Below are 18,167 nucleotides of genomic sequence, written 5' to 3'. Positions count from 1 at the left end.
CCTGAATCTCTGAAAAAACCGCCTGATATCATGAGAATTTAACCAATTGTTATCTAATTATTTTATTGCGAAAGGCTAACCAGAATATCTCTGATTTCACCGTCACGTTCTATTTTAATTGCGGCTTCACTTGCATCTCTCAGCTCGTTTATCACCCGCATGGCCTGCTGCATATCGTTCAGCGGAATGCCATTAATCTCTATTGCCAAATCATTTTGCTGTAAACCCAGCTGGGTAAACAGCGCCGGGTCTTTGCCTGGCATTAACTTATATCCCACCAGAGCACCGTCGCGTTGCTGCGGTGACACCCGGATGTAATCAAAAAACTTCATTGGCTCTGCCAGCAGTTCGTCACGGCTGACGCCTAAGTCGCCTTCATCCAGCACCGGTGCAACGGCCTGCGGCGAGGCAACCAACTCGTTCTCATAACTCGGTTCCGGGTTGTCTTCCCGTCCAAGTCCGGCATTCGCCTGCGCCATTTTGGTATATTCAATACCATCGAGCATCAGCGTTTCAAAACGACCCGCCTGCTGAAGAAGCACCCGATCAATTAATACCTGCTTTAATACCGCGTTAGTGCCATCAATTGTGTCATCAATTGCATAAGTACCTTCGCTACCCCGGCTTTCGATAATAGCACTGCCACTGTTAGGATCAGCCTGGGCTACAACCCCGGTCAGTTTGACATTAAGTTGCGTTTTTGGCGCTTCGGTCACCACCGGCTCTGCCCGTTCCGGTTCAGCCGTCACCTCACCAAACAGGGAGTAAGTTAATAATTGTTCAAGCGGGGTGGTTGCCATACCGGTTGATGCAGTGCCCGCTTGCTGCACTGATACGGGGCTGGCAAACTCAGGCTCTGGCAACAACTGCCAGCTTAAACGGGCCAGTAGCCAGGCAAGCAACAGCACCAGAGTCAGGTTCAGTAGTTTTCGTAAAGTACTGACCGGCAGACGCTGGCTAATGCGGTTAAACTCTTGCAATGACAAAGACAGATTCATTTGGGCTTTCTTATAATAAGTTCGGTTTCATCTTACTCAGTTGTCGGCATACCAACAAGGGTCAGTCGGTATTTTTACAAAATACTAACAGTGAAAATAATCCCGGGGGTACGCTTCGCATGTTGTTTGGCACTATAATGCACATTCAGTTCAGCATACAGGTTAATTATGACAACACCAAAGGCCACGACACCGCAAAACGATAGTATCAGGCTGGATAAATGGCTTTGGGCTTGTCGTTTTTATAAAACCCGCGCCCTGGCCAAGAGCATGATCGAAGGCGGAAAAGTACACTACAATGAGCAGCGTTGCAAAGCAAGTCGCCATGTTGAGATCGGAGCCACAATTAAGCTGGCACAAGGCACTGACGAAAAAACGGTTATTGTTTTGGGACTATCAGAAAGACGGCTTGCCGCCCCCCTGGCACAGGCACTGTATCAGGAAACCGAGGCCAGCACTGAGCAACGTCTGGCCCGGGCAGAGCTGCGCAAGACCAACAGCTTGTTTGCACCACACCCGGACACTAAGCCAGACAAAAAAATGCGTCGCCAGTTATTACTTTTAAAATCAAAGCAGTAAGAGAGACTTTATGAACCAGGATACGTTACACCGCTTTTTGTTTCAGCAAAAAAATGTCAGAGGCGAATTGGTCCAGGTTGCAGCTAGCCTGGATAAGATGCTGCAAAACCATCACTATCCGTTGCCGGTAAAACAACTGCTGGCTGAACTCGTCGTGGCAACCAGTTTAATTACTGCCACCTTAAAATTTGATGGCGAAATTGCCGTGCAATTGCAAGGCGATGGCCCGGTGAAGTTTGCCGCAGTTAATGGTGATAATAATCAGAATTTTCGTGCTGTAGTCAGGCTGCAGGCCGAACTGAGTGGCGATAGCTTTCGCCAGTTAATTGGTGAAGGGGTTATGATTGTGACCATAACACCCCGCCAGGGCGAGCGCTATCAGGGCATCATTCCATTAACCGGCGACACCTTAACCAGTACATTAGAAGGTTATTTTGCGCAATCGGAACAGTTACCCACCCGCTTGTACATATTTACTGACATAACCACAAAAAATGCTGCCGCAGGCTTAATGTTGCAGGTATTACCGGTTGAAGCAGAAAAAGCAGCAGCAGATTTTGCCGAGTTAGTGGTATTGGCCGATACGGTAACCGGCAGCGAACTACTGACATTGCCAGCTGAAGATATGCTGTACCGGCTGTTTCACCAGGAGCAAGTGGAGCTGTTCCCCGCGCAGCAAGTCAGTTTTGTCTGTGGCTGTTCGCGCCAGAAGTGCGAAACGGCTCTGTTCAGTATTGGCAAAGAAGCCCTGGCTGAGCACGTTGCCGAGGGAAAACTGGAAATGACCTGTGAGTACTGTAATCAGCTGTATTTGTTCAGCGCAGAGGATTTGCAGCAAATAAGCGATCAATTGTAATCAGCACTGGGGCGATCAAAATTATTGTTCACCGGCTGCATCATCACCCTACATTTGGGGATGTAAGAACCCGTCAGATTGGACGCTGTGAGCGGGTTTAAATGGAGATGATTAATAAATAGATATAGTGCGCAAGCAGCCCAGCCCACGATGAATATTAGCTACCTGGACAAATGTTCTGGTAGCAGGCGTGGTGCTGATTCAATAAGCATTCCTAACCTCATGTTTAGTCTGCTCGATGTATCCTTAATGAACAAAAGCACTTTAACTTGTTTTTTTTTAGCGGTATCCTCACTGTCCAATCAACAATTACCAAAATAATTTAACGATTGGACATTATAAGAAAATTCTTCGTATCTATAGGAACATGTTAATGAGCACAAAAAAGATGTACTTGATGTCGTTTGTTGCAGCATCTGTTGCTGCAGCCATCTCCGGGCAGTCGCTCGCCATTGATTTAACAGACGTTAAACACTACTCACCAGAAATTACACACACCAGTCAGAATGATAAAGTAATCAAAGGATCCCAGCTAAAGCAAGCTTACCCAAATTATTTCATCGTACAACTTGAGCAAGCCCCATTAAGCTCCATAGTCAGCGTCCAAGCTCAAAATCAAGCTAAGCCAGGCAATAAGCTTGATATGACGTCTGAAGCCGCAAAATCACAAGTATCTTTATTGAAAGCTGAACGAGCGGCTTTTGCTAAAGCACTTAGTGCAAAATTTCCAAATGCAAAAATGGACCGTCATTACGATACAATAATGAATGCTGTAGTGGTTGCGTCAGATACAAACATTTATGACTCGCTACTCACCATGCCTGGTGTCACAGCAGTGTACAAGGAAGAGATGTACTACGAGTCGATGGACGCCTCGTTAGATATTGTAAAAGCTCAACAAGTTTGGGCCAGCCTGGGCGGCAGCGCTAATGCCGGCCAAGGCGTAAAAATTGCTATCATTGATGGCGGTATACGACCAGAGAACCCGATGTTCGCAGGGGAAAACTTCACCAAACCAACAGACCTGCCTACAACAGACTACTGTAACAATTTTGATCCGTCATTTTGTAATGACAAGGTTATTGTTGCACGTTACAGCACGCCTACGTTCGTAACTCATCCTGATGAATACATGAGTCCATTGGGGTTAGGTGGTCATGGTACTCATGTTGCAGGCACTGCGGCAGGTAATCCTGTAAGCATAAAATTCAACGGCACGACAGAAATCGTTCCTGAAGATAGCGAAGGCAATCCTAACGAAGATGGTTTTTCTGATGTCACCATATCTGGTGTAGCACCAGGTGCTTACATCATGGCATACAAAGCGCTATTCCAAACGCCAGCAAACCGGGGTAGTGGTTCAAACGTCATGCTGCTAGAGGCACTTGATTGGGCTGTCAAAGACGGCGCTGATGTTATCAACAACTCATGGGGCGGCGGTGCTGGCGGTGACCCAGCGACTAGCCCGTATCAAGCAGCATTCCAAGCTGCTGAAGAAGCTGGTGTGGTGGTAGTTACTGCTGCCGGAAATGATGGTCCAGGTGCGCAAACTATCGGTTGCCCATCTTGTATAGAAAGTGGCTTATCTGTTGCCAGCACAACCCATGGCCGCTTCTTTGCCAACACTATTCAGGTTAATGGTGGCAACGATATTTTAGCCATCGCTAGCAGCGGTTCAGGCTTTAACAGTTTAGAAGAAGATATTACAGCTGATTTTATTTCTGCAAAAGCGGTTGCACCAGATAATGCTTTAGGTTGTAACCCGTTCCCGGTAGATACCTTTAAAGACAGCGTAGCCCTTATTTCTCGTGGCGCATGTGCTTTTACAAATAAAATTGATAATGCTATGAATGCCGGTGCAGCAGGCGTGGTTGTATACAATAGTGCTGCTGGTCTGCCAATCACTATGTCAGCTCCAACCACCACACTACCTGCGGTGATGATTTCCAAAGCAAGTGGTGAAAATATTGAGATGCTACTGGAAGATGAAGCCGCTATTTCAGTAATTATTGACAATGATACTAAACGTGTTGTGGATTCTGAATTTGCAGATCTCATGAGTGACTTTTCTTCTCGAGGTCCAAATGGTGACTCAGGTAGCTTAAAGCCAGACATCGCTGCACCAGGTAGCTCTATTCTGTCAGCCACATCTCCGGATGAAAATGCAGCGGGTAGTACTTTTGGCCTGAAGAGCGGCACCTCAATGGCGTCACCTCATGTAGCTGGCGCAGCTGCGATTATGAAACAACTCCATCCAGATTGGTCAGCGGTTGAAATTAAAACAGCACTAACTTCATCGTCAGTATTTGACGGTATGAAAAAAGAGGATGGCTCCACTCCGGCAACACCGTTTGACATTGGTGCTGGCCGTTTAGATCTTACTCGTGCTACTACAGCTGCCTTGACCTTTGACAAGCCTTCTTGGGCACAAGATCCATGTATTGCAACTTGTGATGTAACAAGAGCGCTGCGCAATATGTCAGATACAAGCGAAACATGGACAGCGACAGTAACATTTGATGATGTTGCAATTGATGCAGAACTGAGTGACGATACTTTCACTCTGGGTGCTTTTGGCTCTGAAACTGATTCAGCCGATTTTACTTTAACTGTAGATGCGTCTGCTTCAACCTACGGGACATGGCAATTTGGCCGCATCAACTTTACGTCAAACGATAATTCCGTACCAACAGCTACTATGCCAATAGCATTGTACGTTTCTGAAACGCCTGACGCAGCAACCATTTCTACAACCGGAACTGGCACATTAAGACCAGCGGAACCAATTGATATAGCAGCGTTTTATAACAACAAAACATTTACCGACCAAATTAGCGTAGAAATTTCAGCTCCACAGGGAACCAAGATCGTTGCTGACTCAGAATCATCTGATGTTGCAAATGGTACCGAGTACTTACTGGATGCGTCAGATCAACGGTTAGCATGGACAGGTAAACTGGAAGTTGGTCGTTTCACTATGGAAAACTTTGCAGGCATGAACACCTCAATTAAAGATTTAGGTGTTGCGCCATACGCTTGCGCAGGGGAATGTGACGAATTTTCAGTAACATACAACCTGGGCGGTCTTGGTGGCTATGTCTATAATGGCAACGTTTATAACAGCATTACAGTTGGTGACAATGGCATCGTAATTGCTGGCGGCGGTGCTACAACAGGCTCCTTTGAGAATCAGGAAATGCCATCATCAGCTGCACCAAATAACGTGCTAGCCGCCATGTGGGCTGACTTTGACTTGGCCGGTGGTGCAGGTGGCGCCGGTACATTACACGTTGGCCTGGTGTCAGGCTATGTAGTATTTGAATGGAACGACGTTGAATTGTGGAACAACCCAGCAGCTGGCCGGTTTACCTTCCAGACATGGGTAAAACTTGGTGGTACCGAACAGGATATCTTTTTTGATTATCTGAAAATAGATTCAGTGCCTGCAAATGTTACCATCGGCGCTGAAGACGCGTCAGGCTCGACTGGTATCTCTCGCTTTTATAATGGCACTGGCACTGCTCCGATGGTTGGTACAGCAATCGGACTTACCAACGTAGTTGGCGGCAATTTACAGCTGCGCTATCAGTTGGAAAATGACGGCATGCTTGACCTTGGTGCAGCTGATTCCATTACAGTAGATGAAGATGCAGTGTCAGAGGCAAAAGATGTACTTGCTAACGACGCAGCAGTTGCAACCAAAGTAATTAACGTTAAGGTAATGAGCGGCGGCGAGTCAATGCACGCTGTTAACAAGGTCAACGTCGGCGCAGATGGTGTTGTATCAGGTGTCACTATTGTAACGGCCCCAAGCAATGGCACAGCAGCCGTTGATGAAGCCGGCATGATTATCTATACGCCAGCGGCAAACTTTAACGGCACTGACAGCTTTACCTACAGCGCTGCGGATGAAAGCGGCATTGAACTGACACCAACTGTTGTAAACGTTGTTGTGACACCGGTGAATGATGCTCCAACTTTAACAGCTGGTGCAGCTAAGTCGGTGGCAGAAGGTGAAAGTGTGACGTTAAACGTTACGGGTACTGATATTGATGGTGACACACTAACCTACACCTGGACGCAAACTGCTGGTCCGTCTGTAGGTGTTACCTCAACATCAAACAGCGCCACGTTCAACGCGCCGTCTGTAGAAAACGATAGTACTATTACTTTCTCAGTCGTAGTATCTGATGGCACTGCGACATCTTCGCCTGTAACCGTCTCAGCGACAGTCACAAATAAGAAGAGTAGCGGTGGCGCTCTAGGCTGGTTAACTTTATTATTAGTACCTTTAGCCGCTATGAGAAAGCGTCGTAAGATGCGTAATTAATAGGTTAGATACTCCTTAATCCTGAGTATTTGTTGTTGATGCCGGTCAGATGTTTTGACCGGCATTTTTTATGCAAACTGGCACAATTTTTAGTAATTTCAGCTTTAAAATAACACCCACATTGCCTCGCCTGTTATTAAGCGAAGCAAATTTACACTCGCTAAAAGCGTGGCTCAGGTTAAATTAGCTTGCAGCTGCCCAGTTAAATAACCTGTTTTCAAATTAATCGTGTTTGCAAAACTTATGGTTGGAATAAATTAATTCACAACTCTAGTCATTATCCGTCAAAATTCACTGATCTTAACATTGGCACTTTTTTTGCTTAATTATTTTACTTGAATAATAACTCATGTATTTCACACTAGCATTGGGCAATTATCCGCCATATTGGAGTCACTTATGTCAATAAACATAATTTACGGGAATTCACCTTCAGTAACTGAAGGCGTTAATACCAAACAGAAGAGTCAATTCGATAATAATTTGACTAATGATAAATTCAGTATTCAACTAGAGTATAAATTGCAGATTAATGAAGCTCTGCCACCGGCTAAAAAGTCAGCCAAATTAGCTAGTCTTGGAGATCCCGTTACAAAGAATGTTAGCGAAGACGTTTCCTTGTTAAGCAAAAAACAACAATCTTCACTACTACAAAATCAGTTGTTGCAGCCCCCCCTTTCGTTACAAGCAAAACTCAATGAAGCCTTTGCCAAACAACCTCAACCCGATGTAGACAAAGCGGCACTGAGCGAACATAAAACCGAACGACTAAGCACAAAGCCTGAATATTGGGTCAGCCCTCCTGATTTAGGTTCGGATACTTATTGAATAGTAACCAAATTAATACTTTTGCTTGTTCTGATTGTACTTGCAACACCCTGTAAACATTTTTAGTCAACAGTTTACTAGCGTGAAACTGGGTGGCTTAAAATGGCAAGTTCAGTTAGCGCGGCAAATATGGGCTTAATGGCGAGTAATTAACTTAAGTTGGCCTCAACAAAGCTAACTTTTAGTAAGTAGAAATATTCATATCTGATTTTAATCACTGCATTCGGATTGAGTGCACCTGATTGAATGCAAATTTCTGACCGCCACAATTGTGCTAAACCGGAAATAAGCTAAACCAGCGCTTTTATAGGTAAAAACACCCTGACTACCAGCCCACCATGAGCATGATTGAACAAACTGACGCTGCCTTGGTGCATATCGACAATTTTTTTGATAATGGCCAGGCCTAAACCGGATCCCCCACTGCCCCTGGCTTCATCGCCCTGGGTAAAAGGCGCAAACATGGCCTCCATCTTATGCTCAGGAATACCCGGTCCATGGTCACGCACTTCGAGATACAGCTGTTTACGGTTTTTTTCGTAACCCGTGCTAATTTCAATGTCGCCATCACTATAACGCAACGCATTTTCCAGGAGGTTATTTAGCACCCGCTTAATGGCTATTTTACGCAACAGCACTGCCGGTAATTTCGGATCAAGCTCGGTAATAAAATGACGCTGCTGCACCTGCTCTGCCAATACCAATTCTTCTATTAATTCGTTTAAATTAACACTTTGCAAACTTTCCTGCTTATGGTGGCGCAGAAAATCGATAAACTGATCGATAATGGCGTTCATATCATCAATATCGTTGATGATACCATCGCGGATCCAGCTATCCTGCTCCGTCATCATTTCTGATGCCAGGCGAATGCGGGTAAGCGGTGTGCGCAAATCATGCGATACCCCGGCCATTAATAACGCCCGGTCTTGTTCAAGGCGCTTAATGCCTTCCGCCATATAGTTAAAAGCGCGGATCACTGAAATAATTTCGGTAGACCCTTTTTCGGCATTTAATGGTGGTGGAATATCACCACGCCCCACTTGCAGGGCGGCTTGCTGCAGTGATTTAAGCGGTCGGTTTAAATGACGGGCAAAAACCCAGGCACCGCCCACGCTCAAAATACCAATTAACAACAAATAGAACGTCAGGGGTGAAAAATCGGTTTCATCCAGCCCGGACAAAGGTACTTTGACCCAATATTGTGGTGCTTGTGGTGGCTGCACCCAGAAAGCAAACGCATTACCCTGTTCGATACGAACTTCGGCCTCACCTCCGAGCTCAGCTGACATTTGCTCTGAAAAATAACCATAATACCGCGCGTTAGCCAGCCCTTGCTGCATCGCTTCAGCTTCGGTGTATACCTCAATTCCCGTGGCCTCGCTAAAGCGGCGGGTCAGTTCTGCAGACAACACCGGAGTATTCTGGCCAGCATCAAGAAACACCACTTTAATTTGTTTGGCAATAAGATGGTTAATTTGCTGGGTGGTAGGCTTAATAAAGTAAAGCGCCACTGATACATAAGATACCAGCTGATTAATCAGCAATAAAAAGCCGATCAAAAATACCGTTTGCCCAAACGCGCTGCGGGGTAACAAACGCATCAGGCAATACTGCCATCTGGCACAAACACATAACCCAGCCCCCATACGGTTTGAATATAGCGCGGGTTAGCAGCATCGTCTTCCAGCATGCGCCTTAGACGGGATACCTGAACATCAATACTACGCTCCATCGCTGAATAGTCGCGTCCTCTGGCCTGATTCATCAGTTTATCGCGTGATAATGGCTCACGTGGATGGCTAACCAGCACTTTCAGTACCGCATACTCGCCACTGGTCAGAGGCAATGGTTCGTCACCTTTGCGCATCTCACGGGTTGCTAAGTTAAAGGTAAAAGGACCAAAACTGATGACGGTTTCTTCCTGCGAAGGTGCACCGGGTAAATCTTTGCTTTTTCGCCGCAGTACAGCGCGGATCCGCGCCAGCAACTCACGCGGATTAAAAGGCTTAGGTAAGTAGTCGTCTGCGCCCATTTCAAGACCGATAATCCGGTCAACTTCATCACCTTTTGCGGTTAACATAATAATCGGCACATCATTATTCTGCTGGCGTAGCTTGCGGCAAATAGACAGGCCATCTTCACCAGGGAGCATTAAATCCAGCACCACCAGATGGAAATGTTCGCGCTCCATCAGCCGTTGCATTTGTTCATAGTTACCGACACTGCGGACCTGATAGCCTTGTTCAACCAAATAGCGTTCCAGTAACGCACGCAAACGTAAATCATCATCTACCACAATAATTTTCAGGGTTTCCTGGCTGGTCATCACACAAGCTTCCGTTGTTTTTTTTTACTATAAACGAAAAAACCGCCATTGGGACTACCATGGCGGTTAAACTGTGTTACAAAATTTGTCAGTCTTGCTGATTCTCCGGGGACTGCGCTCGTTTCATTGGCGGATTAACCCAGTAAATTTTAGCGGCGTGGGTGCTATGTTTGCTGGATGCTTCTACTTTTTGAATATAATCGTAGTCTGGCTCCATCGCATACTGAGGTGGAGTAGTACTACATGCGGTCAATAAAACTGCTGTTGCGATAAGCAGGTATAGCTGACAACGGGATTTCATCTTAAGGCCCTCCGATAAAGCTAAAATCCAACTTAATTATAGTTCACATTTTGACCATAAGTTAATTTAACTCCGCGAAGGGTTGGTAGCTCACGGCAGTTATTGTATACCAATGGTTACCCGTAGGTGTGCTCACCTGAATTTCATCATCTGCCATTTTGCCAAGGAGCGCTCTGGCCAGAGGCGAGTCAATACTTAGCTTATTAACCCTTAAATCAAACTCGTCCGGACCCACCAAGCGGTAATGCTTTAGCTGACCAGCCTCATCTTCCAGCTGCACCCAGGCACCGAAATACACTTTGCCCTGTTGCTTGGCGGACGGGTATACCACCTGCAGCTGTTCCAGGCGCTTGGTTAAAAAGCGGACCCGTCTATCAATCTCACGTAGGCGTTTTTTGCCGTAAATATATTAGTACCACCCAATTCCACATACTAATAAGCAGATAATCCCTCTTTAGAGTCAAATTCAGTAGACGAGTTAATTAAATTGACAAACTTAGATCTATTAACTAAATACTATAGATACTAAATCACAGAGATATCCTTTTGGATTATGTGATAAAGCGTCAAGTCAGATACTCAGCGAATTCGTATTCAAACGTAATTGCTGTACAAGCCTTGTTTACAGAGCAAGGTGTATTGATATCTCTTCTAAGATTTATTTATCTGAACAGAAGAAAATCTCAGTCTTGGCAGGAACGTTGTGTTTTCGCAGCAGAACTGCTTTTAAGATTTCTACTGTTTAAGTCGGATGATGCCATCTCAGGTACTGCCTTACTTCAAGCATTTGTTGATGCAATTTGTTTTGGTACTCTTGACTCTAACAATGAGGATGCTTCTGGTCTTTTTTGGCGGCCACGATCAAGCGATGACGTGAGCTTTTTATTAAGTTTAATAAATCGTTATTGTGATTATTTAGATAGCCAGCACGGTACTGGGTTGCCAAAACTAAGCCCCCTTCGTAAAACCACCTACGTAGAGGAAAAGCTTTTATGGTGCGCTTACTATAAACGTGCTTCGAGCGCTTTTTTGAATCACTTGAGTAAGCATAGCAAATTCCAATTTACTAAAACCAGGGTTATTGAACCGCCATCCAGGGAGCTTTTGGCAGTAGAGTCTGTATATAGATTTCCAGAATCCGAATTTAAAAATTTCTTAATAAATGGATTCCGTCGAACGATAAACGATTCTGACTATGCCAGTCAGTTGATCGTATTTTTAATGCACTTTGGCGGACTAAGGCTATCTGAATGCTTTCATATTTATACATCGGATATCAGTATTGATAGAAAAACCGGACATGCCTTGGTCAAAGTTTTTCATCCAAGTGCAGGTAAAAGCCCTGATCCCGCATTTTCAACGAGAAGAGAACTCTTAAATATCAGATATGGGCTCAAACCCAGAAATGAATATCCTCGAACCCACCGACTATATTCGGGTTGGAAAAGTCCACTACTAACCAACCGAGATCTTTCGTTTAGTGTGTTTTTCTATCCATTATCTGCTGCAAGAGAATTTGCAAAACTTTTACAGCTATATTTGTATCAGCGTTCTAGCACTGATCATCCCTACTTGTTTACCAATTACGTCGGTCAGCCAGAGTCGAGAAAGAACTTTATCAAAAAATATCAAAATGCTTTGTCTACCGTTGGATTGGAGATTGGCAAGCACGTTGGTGGAAGTCCCCACAGTCATCGGCACTCATTTGGTTATCGGTTGGCTGAAGCAGGTTTTAATCTAAGCGAAATTTCAAAAGCCATGCATCACAAAAGTCCCGATAGTTCCCGTGTTTACATAAAACCTCGAGATAGTGAAATTAGGGCTAAACTTCGTGAGTTAGGTCTATGAGAAAAAGAGAGCGTATTGGGTATGCCGAAGCACAGCTCATAGTTCAATCACTGGGTATTACCTCGATAAAGGAGTATAAAGCCCGTTATAAGGAAGGCTCTGGATTACCATATAATCCTCCAAGAACTTACAAATGCGAGTGGGCTGGTTGGGAGGGGTTCTTACCACGAGCTCCTTTAGCTTTTCTAAGCTACGCTGAGGCACAACAGCGCGTAAAGCAGTTAGACATAACCTCGCCCAAAATGTACAACACCCGCTATAAGGAGTGCCCGGGTTTACCGTCTAATCCTTACAGAGTTTATCTAGAAGAGTGGATTGGATGGACCGTTTTTCTAGGTAGAATAGCACCTGTATCGCTCCTCAGCTATGCCGAGGCACAGCAACACTTGCAGCAATTGAGCATTGCCTCTTTTAAAGAATACCGCCGACGCTATAGGGATTACCCCGGTTTACCGTCTCATCCTGATATATTTTATAAAGGTGAATGGGCCGGATGGCCAGCTTTTTTCAATAAAAAAGTTCCTGAAGCTTTTCTAAGCTACGTCGAGGCTCAAAAGCGCGTTCAGCAATTAGGCATTACCTCTAGTAGAGAATACCGCATACGGTATAGGGAGCACCCAAGCTTACCGTATGAACCTGAAAAAAAATACCGAGCAGAGTGGAGCGGATGGACAGCGTTCTTGCCAAAAGCCCCTTCGGCTTTTCTTAGCTATAGTGAGGCCCAACAGCGTGTGCAGCAATTGGGCATTACCTCGTCAAAAATATTCAGTAGCCGCTATAAGGAGTGCGCAGGTTTACCTGCTACACCTCAAAAGGTTTACAAAAGTGAGTGGACTGGTTGGACAAAATTCTTACCAAAAGCCCCTTCCGTTTTTCTGAGCTACTCCGAGGCACAGCAATGTGTGCGGCAATTAGGTATTACTTCGTCAAAAAGGTACCAGGCCCGTTATAAAGAGTGTCTAGGCTTACCATCCAACCCTGACGCAATATACCAACGAGAGTGGACCGGATGGGCAGCATTTCTGGATAAAAAAGTTCCTGAAGCTTTTCTAAGCTACGTCGAGGCTCAAAAGCGCGTTCAGCAATTAGGCATTACCTCGGTTCGCGAATACCATGCCTGTTATAAAGAATTCTCCGGCTTACCGACTAACCCTAAAAGAACTTATCAAGGAGAATGGACTGGGTGGGCGACGTTTCTAGCTAGAAAGGCACCTGTAGCCTTTCTAAGCTATGCCGAGGCAAAACTGTGCCTAAAGCAACTGGGGATTACATCATATAAAGAATACCAAGCTCGCTATAAGGAATGCCCAGGCTTACCGTCACGACCAGATATAATATATAAGGATGAGAAAGATGGTTCCGTCTTTTTTGGCAAAAAATCTACTGCAAAATATTTAAATTACGCTGAGGCGAAACAGCTAGTTCAGCAACTGTGTATGACCTCCGCTAAAGAGTATAAAACTTGCTACAAACATCATCCAGGTTTACCAGCGGATCCGCTCGTTTATTATAAAAAGGATTGGAGAGGTTGGGAGCTTTTCTTGATACCGAAGGAAATTAAGACGCTGATTTCTTTGGAGTTAGCTTGTAAAGTTCTCCAGATAAAAGATTCTAAGCAATATCGACAAACCCGAAAAAAATTTAAACAACTGCCATCTCATCCTGAGAGATTAGATGGTTGGAAGGATTACTATGACTTATTAGATATCTCTCGACCATATCCTTTTGCTCAATTAAAAGAACTGGTTTCAGATGCTAAGCTAAAAACTTTGCTTGATTATCAAAAATGGAGGGTTGCTTTTGCTGATCCAAGAGTGCCCGCTAGGCCTGTAGAAGTATATGCTGGTAAAGGATGGACTAATGCTTATGACTTTTTAGGTCGGGTTAGACCGTTCAAAGTAAGGTACTTAGAACCCAAATGGATGATATGGGGTAAATCAATCCGCGAGTTTTTAAAAATTGCCAGAGGTGGCGAAAGCAAGGAAAAAAATCTTTGCGAATTCGTAAGAGAATACATAATTAAGTGCGGATTTGAGCGAGATCCGCACCTCTTTTTAACCCGAAGCAAGACTAACATTCAGCCGATGTTGGATTTGCTAGATGGGGTCAGTATCGCGAGAAAAAAGAGTTGGTTATTTTCTATAAATGAATTTCTAGATTGGATCATTAAAAATACTCTAACTGTAGAGGATGAAGAAACAGGAGAAGTCTCTCAAATTAATGGCGCTATTAATCCTTTTCAGCAGATCAACTTTAATGAAGAGGCAACAACTCCGGTCTTCAATGAAACAAACAAACCATCGCTGCCCTATCAGTTCGTTTTAGCAGGCCGAGACTGGATATTTCCTCTTGATGCTATAGAGCGGCAGTCTAGTTATCGAGATCTTGTACATCTACAAAAATTTAGTGCAGATTGGGTGGCACTTGATGAGTCTTCTGAAATTGATAGAGAAGATCCCGACTGCGTTGTTAAAGAGAGCAATGGAAAACGTTATTTATGGCTCCCAATATACTGGACTTACACATATGCATTAATGCAACTTCCTGCGAGAGGTAGACAAATTATCTATTGCGATTCAGGAGAGGCAGATAGAGAAATTCCAGATTTTGAAAATGGTAAAGTTGTTTGGTGCCAAAATAAATCGAACATGGCAGGACAGACCAAGTCTCAGAGTATGATTCATAGAACATCAGATAATGATATTGGTGTTCATTATACCACTAATAAAACAAGCTTTAATGGCGAGGGATATACCATACCCTTTATGCCTGTTGAATTAGCTTACTGGCTCATTAAGCTAAGAAAATGGCAGCAGCGCTTTAATAAAGTTGAAAGGCCTTTGCCATGGATGGAATGCACTAAAACCAAACTTAATGAAATTCAGAAAAAACAAAAGGGCCGTAACTGTTTCTTATTTCGAGATTTTGGCCAAGAAGAGCCAGGCATATTTGGTAGTCGGCTAGCACAGCGTTTAGCAGCCAGTTTGTTTTTTTCTACAAGGGAAGAATTATCGCTCGCAAAATATAACAATATGAAATTTAAGCAGTTTCAATCTCTAAACTTGATCGAACCGTCGCTTTCAAATTTTCAATCAGATTTTACTCCCCATTCAATGCGGGTAAGTTTAATAAATGCCTACATCTATGAATTCGGTTTACCTATCGAAATTATTTTAAAACTCGTCGGTCACTCCTCTATCGTCATGACAATTTACTATGTAAAAAGCGGTTTGGGAGGTCTAAATGTTCGAGAAAAACTGCAGCGGGGAGAAAAACAGGCTGCATCTGTTGCAGCAGAGACGCTCCGACAATTTGTTGAACAAAAAAGAATCGAAGAGTGTCACGGAGAACTCGTCGCAAATAATGAAGAATTTTTGAAGTTTATCAATAACGATAGACCTGTAGCTGCTTATCAGTGGAAAGACTATGGGTTTTGTCCTGTAGGCGGAAATTTTTGTAAAGAAGGTGGTGAACCGGTAGCGGTTAAGTCATCAATTTACCACCCAGTACCAGCTGGATATTTAGGTGAACAGAACTGTCTCCAGTGTCGATTTTTCGTGACAGGGCCCGCATTCATGGTTGGTCTGGTTAGTTTATTTAATGAAATTAGCCATAATGTATCCACTCAATGCCGGCGCTTCAATAATCTGCAATCTCAGGTTCAAGAGCTCACTACTAGGATTGAAGTTATCTCACACAAGCAATACAGCGAGAAACGTATTACAGAGCACTACGATCAACTAACTGCTGAAAAGGCTTCACTTCAAGAAAAAAGGCGGTTAGTCAATTCAGAACTGGAAACGCGCTCTAAGAAAATAGATCCTTTACTTATTGATATGAACGCTATACATCGTCTTATCCGAGAATGTAAGTTAGTTATTGAGAAAGGTAAATTGTCTGAAAATGACTCATATCAGCTAATTGTTCCATCAGATCTTTCAATGGACGTGAGCATTGAAGATAATAGTTGGTTCTACCAACTAACCGAAGTCTGCGAAAATGCCGAGTTATTTCGAAGCTGTAGTGATGACCTTGCTTTGGCGCCTAGAAGTCAGGCAATAGACAGGCTACTACAGTTTAATGATATGCAGCCACAGATGATGTTCTTATCAGAGGAAGAACAACTAATAGTCGGCAATCAAATCACGCAGTTGCTGCTAACTCGACTAAAAAGCTGGAATAAACTTGACCGGCTTATGGACAATGAGCTTTCGTTTAAAGATTTGCCTGAAGAAGAGAGGTTGAAAGCTGCCGACATAAAACGACTTTTTGCCTCTGCAGAGACGATTAAGTTGAAGGAGGTCTGATGGACGGAGTAACTCCAGAACTTGTATTAGAGCAGTTAAAAAAGCTATCTTCCCAACGGAGCAAATCAACGCTTGACGCTATTTTTGCTGTTTGTAAGGAACAACAACAGAGTGGTCGTTTAGATTTCAGCTATACAACCATTGCTCAGTTGGGCAAGACTCGGGGTGTTCCAGCAGCGCAAAGCATTAGAAATAAAACGGGAGAATCTTATCGAACGCTAATCAGAGCTTTTGAAAATAGCGTCGTAAAACCGAAAGCTAAACCTTCCAACCAAACCGGTAAAAATTTCGAATGGATGAACAGTATTACTGACCCTGTATTAAAGTTGCAGATAAATTATTTGTATGCACAAAAACGTGAGGCTGAGAGATTGCTTGAAAAGGTAGTGCCAATTAGCCAAGTGATAGAAATATACGATGGTGCATCGTCTCACGTTTCCAAGATCAAACTGACTGACTTAGAGCGAGAAGCGCTCGAATATCTGTTATCAAATGAATTCCTTCGAGAAAACGGCTTTGAACTAGGGAAAGATGCAAGTGTGGTCACTGCTAATTCAACAAAAATGGTATTTCCGGTTGCCACTTTAGATGCTTTGAAAAAAGCAATGTTAAATTTATAGAATCGAGAGTCAATAAATTGCGAACAAACCTCATTACCCGCGAAGGGTATGAAAAACTGCAGAATGAACTTAATTATCTCTGGCGCGAGTATCGCCCCGAAATTACACAAAAGGTTGCATGGGCGGCCAGTCTGGGTGACCGTTCAGAAAACGCAGATTACAAGGAAAACAAAAGGTTACTTCGCCAGATTGATTCAAAAATCCGCTTTATTAGAAAGCGATTAGAAGTTTTAAAAATTGTTGACTACTCCCCGCAACAGGAAGGCCGTGTATATTTTGGAGCTTGGGTCGAGGTGGAGGACACCGACGGTGAAACTAAAAAATTCCGAATTGTCGGCCCTGATGAAATCTATGGACGTAATGATTACGTCTCGATAGATTCACCTATGGCTCGGGCTCTGCTAAAAAAACAAGAGGATGATGAATTTACAGTTCAAACTCCAAGTGGTCCCAAAGAATGGTTTATTCTGCATATATCGTATATTAAAAAGCTTGGTGCTTGACAGTACAATAGGTTCCCCTTTTGAGTAGTAGACATTAACTCAATTTAGGTTTCTTGCAACACCGTTGCCTGCAACAGTCCTATCAAATTGGTAACATAGGGTTAATCTTAAATAACTAGAAATATTCAGAATAGAAGAAAAAATTCTGTATCCAAAGTCTTGTTTGGTTGGTCTAAATTCAAGTTTAGATTGCAGTTCTCACTAATCGAATATCAGGAGTGTTTAGCCAACTCTGATTCAAACGTAGAGTCTTTTGACATAAGCACATGATCGACCTGTTGATGAATCCGAATCAGCTCTGGAATAATTTCCATGTCAACAGATGTAAATTCGTGTCTTCTGATGCAATTATTGAAGACAAGGCAAGAATATGACTGCAATTTTCTTTGATCCAGAGCTCTCATGAGCCTCAGTGCAATTTCAAGAAAGTAAATTTTTTGATGATCACGAAATTTGCTGGATTTAATAATCCGCCTAAGCATCCCGCCAAAGGTTTTGGCTGCCTGATATTCTGGGAAATGCTGTATATTTGCCTGTTCTACACCGTTGTAATCTAGGTGCGCAGCAGAACCCACCCATTTCTCGCAGCATGAGAACATTTGATAGACTAAATAATCGAATCGGGTTGGGAATTCCCGTTCAAAATCAACGTCAGGCGAACGCTCTAT

Annotated in this window: 14 protein-coding genes; 8 read left to right on the top strand and 6 right to left on the bottom strand. The window is 43.7% G+C overall.

What is annotated here, in order from left to right; genetic code table 11:
- Positions 1-62: 62 nt before the first annotated feature.
- Positions 63-998, bottom strand: a complete 936-nt coding sequence (gspC, locus tag B2X65_RS11345) for a type II secretion system protein GspC (protein WP_290612642.1) — start codon at positions 996-998, stop codon at positions 63-65.
- Positions 999-1,166: 168 nt separating this feature from the next.
- Here gspC and hslR point away from each other — a divergent pair, with 168 nt between their 5' ends.
- From hslR to B2X65_RS11325, 4 genes are all read left to right on the top strand, one after another.
- Complete coding sequence (gene hslR, locus B2X65_RS11340) at positions 1,167-1,577, top strand: ribosome-associated heat shock protein Hsp15 (protein WP_290612641.1); 411 nt, start codon at positions 1,167-1,169, stop codon at positions 1,575-1,577.
- A gap of 10 nt (positions 1,578-1,587) precedes the next feature.
- On the top strand, positions 1,588-2,433 hold the full coding sequence (gene hslO, locus B2X65_RS11335; RefSeq protein WP_290612640.1) for an Hsp33 family molecular chaperone HslO: 846 nt from the start codon (positions 1,588-1,590) through the stop codon (positions 2,431-2,433).
- A gap of 373 nt (positions 2,434-2,806) precedes the next feature.
- Positions 2,807-6,763, top strand: a complete 3,957-nt coding sequence (locus B2X65_RS11330) for a S8 family serine peptidase (protein WP_290612639.1) — start codon at positions 2,807-2,809, stop codon at positions 6,761-6,763.
- 399 nt (positions 6,764-7,162) lie between these two features.
- Complete coding sequence (locus B2X65_RS11325; protein ID WP_290612638.1) at positions 7,163-7,591, top strand: hypothetical protein; 429 nt, start codon at positions 7,163-7,165, stop codon at positions 7,589-7,591.
- A gap of 290 nt (positions 7,592-7,881) precedes the next feature.
- On the opposite strand, the gene envZ is transcribed toward B2X65_RS11325, so the two are convergent.
- From envZ to B2X65_RS11305, 4 genes are all read right to left on the bottom strand, one after another.
- Positions 7,882-9,195, bottom strand: a complete 1,314-nt coding sequence (gene envZ / locus B2X65_RS11320; protein ID WP_290612637.1) for a two-component system sensor histidine kinase EnvZ — start codon at positions 9,193-9,195, stop codon at positions 7,882-7,884.
- On the bottom strand, positions 9,195-9,920 hold the full coding sequence (gene ompR, locus B2X65_RS11315) for a two-component system response regulator OmpR (RefSeq protein ID WP_290612690.1): 726 nt from the start codon (positions 9,918-9,920) through the stop codon (positions 9,195-9,197). Before ompR ends, envZ begins: the two co-directional genes overlap by 1 nt.
- An 88-nt stretch (positions 9,921-10,008) precedes the next feature.
- Positions 10,009-10,173: a hypothetical protein gene (locus tag B2X65_RS11310; RefSeq protein ID WP_290612636.1), complete on the bottom strand. Its 165-nt coding sequence runs from the start codon at positions 10,171-10,173 to the stop codon at positions 10,009-10,011.
- A 109-nt stretch (positions 10,174-10,282) separates the two neighbouring features.
- Positions 10,283-10,552 carry a GreA/GreB family elongation factor gene (locus B2X65_RS11305; protein WP_290612635.1) on the bottom strand — a complete coding sequence of 90 codons (270 nt, stop codon included), beginning with the start codon at positions 10,550-10,552 and terminating at the stop codon, positions 10,283-10,285.
- 224 nt (positions 10,553-10,776) lie between these two features.
- On the opposite strand from B2X65_RS11305, the gene gmtY reads away from it, so the two are divergent.
- The 4 genes from gmtY to greB are packed head-to-tail and all read left to right on the top strand — an operon-like array spanning position 10,777 to position 17,499.
- The gene (gmtY, locus tag B2X65_RS11300) at positions 10,777-12,069 is read left to right on the top strand and encodes a gamma-mobile-trio recombinase GmtY (RefSeq protein ID WP_290612689.1); all 1,293 of its coding nucleotides are present in this window, start codon (positions 10,777-10,779) and stop codon (positions 12,067-12,069) included.
- Complete coding sequence (gene gmtZ, locus B2X65_RS11295) at positions 12,066-16,376, top strand: gamma-mobile-trio integrase GmtZ (protein WP_290612634.1); 4,311 nt, start codon at positions 12,066-12,068, stop codon at positions 16,374-16,376. Before gmtY ends, gmtZ begins: the two co-directional genes overlap by 4 nt.
- Positions 16,376-16,996 carry a gamma-mobile-trio protein GmtX gene (gene gmtX / locus B2X65_RS11290; RefSeq protein ID WP_290612633.1) on the top strand — a complete coding sequence of 207 codons (621 nt, stop codon included), beginning with the start codon at positions 16,376-16,378 and terminating at the stop codon, positions 16,994-16,996. The genes gmtZ and gmtX overlap by 1 nt, the downstream gene beginning before the upstream one ends.
- Positions 16,997-17,013: 17 nt before the next feature.
- On the top strand, positions 17,014-17,499 hold the full coding sequence (greB, locus tag B2X65_RS11285; RefSeq protein ID WP_290612632.1) for a transcription elongation factor GreB: 486 nt from the start codon (positions 17,014-17,016) through the stop codon (positions 17,497-17,499).
- A 212-nt stretch (positions 17,500-17,711) separates the two neighbouring features.
- Here greB and B2X65_RS11280 read toward each other — a convergent pair.
- Positions 17,712-18,167: hypothetical protein (locus tag B2X65_RS11280; protein ID WP_290612631.1), on the bottom strand; the 456-nt coding region annotated here is incomplete at its 5' end.

The sequence above is a fragment of the Arsukibacterium sp. UBA3155 genome (assembly GCA_002364615.1).
Classification (GTDB): domain Bacteria; phylum Pseudomonadota; class Gammaproteobacteria; order Enterobacterales; family Alteromonadaceae; genus Alishewanella.
This window is presented reverse-complemented; position numbering and strand designations above follow the sequence as displayed.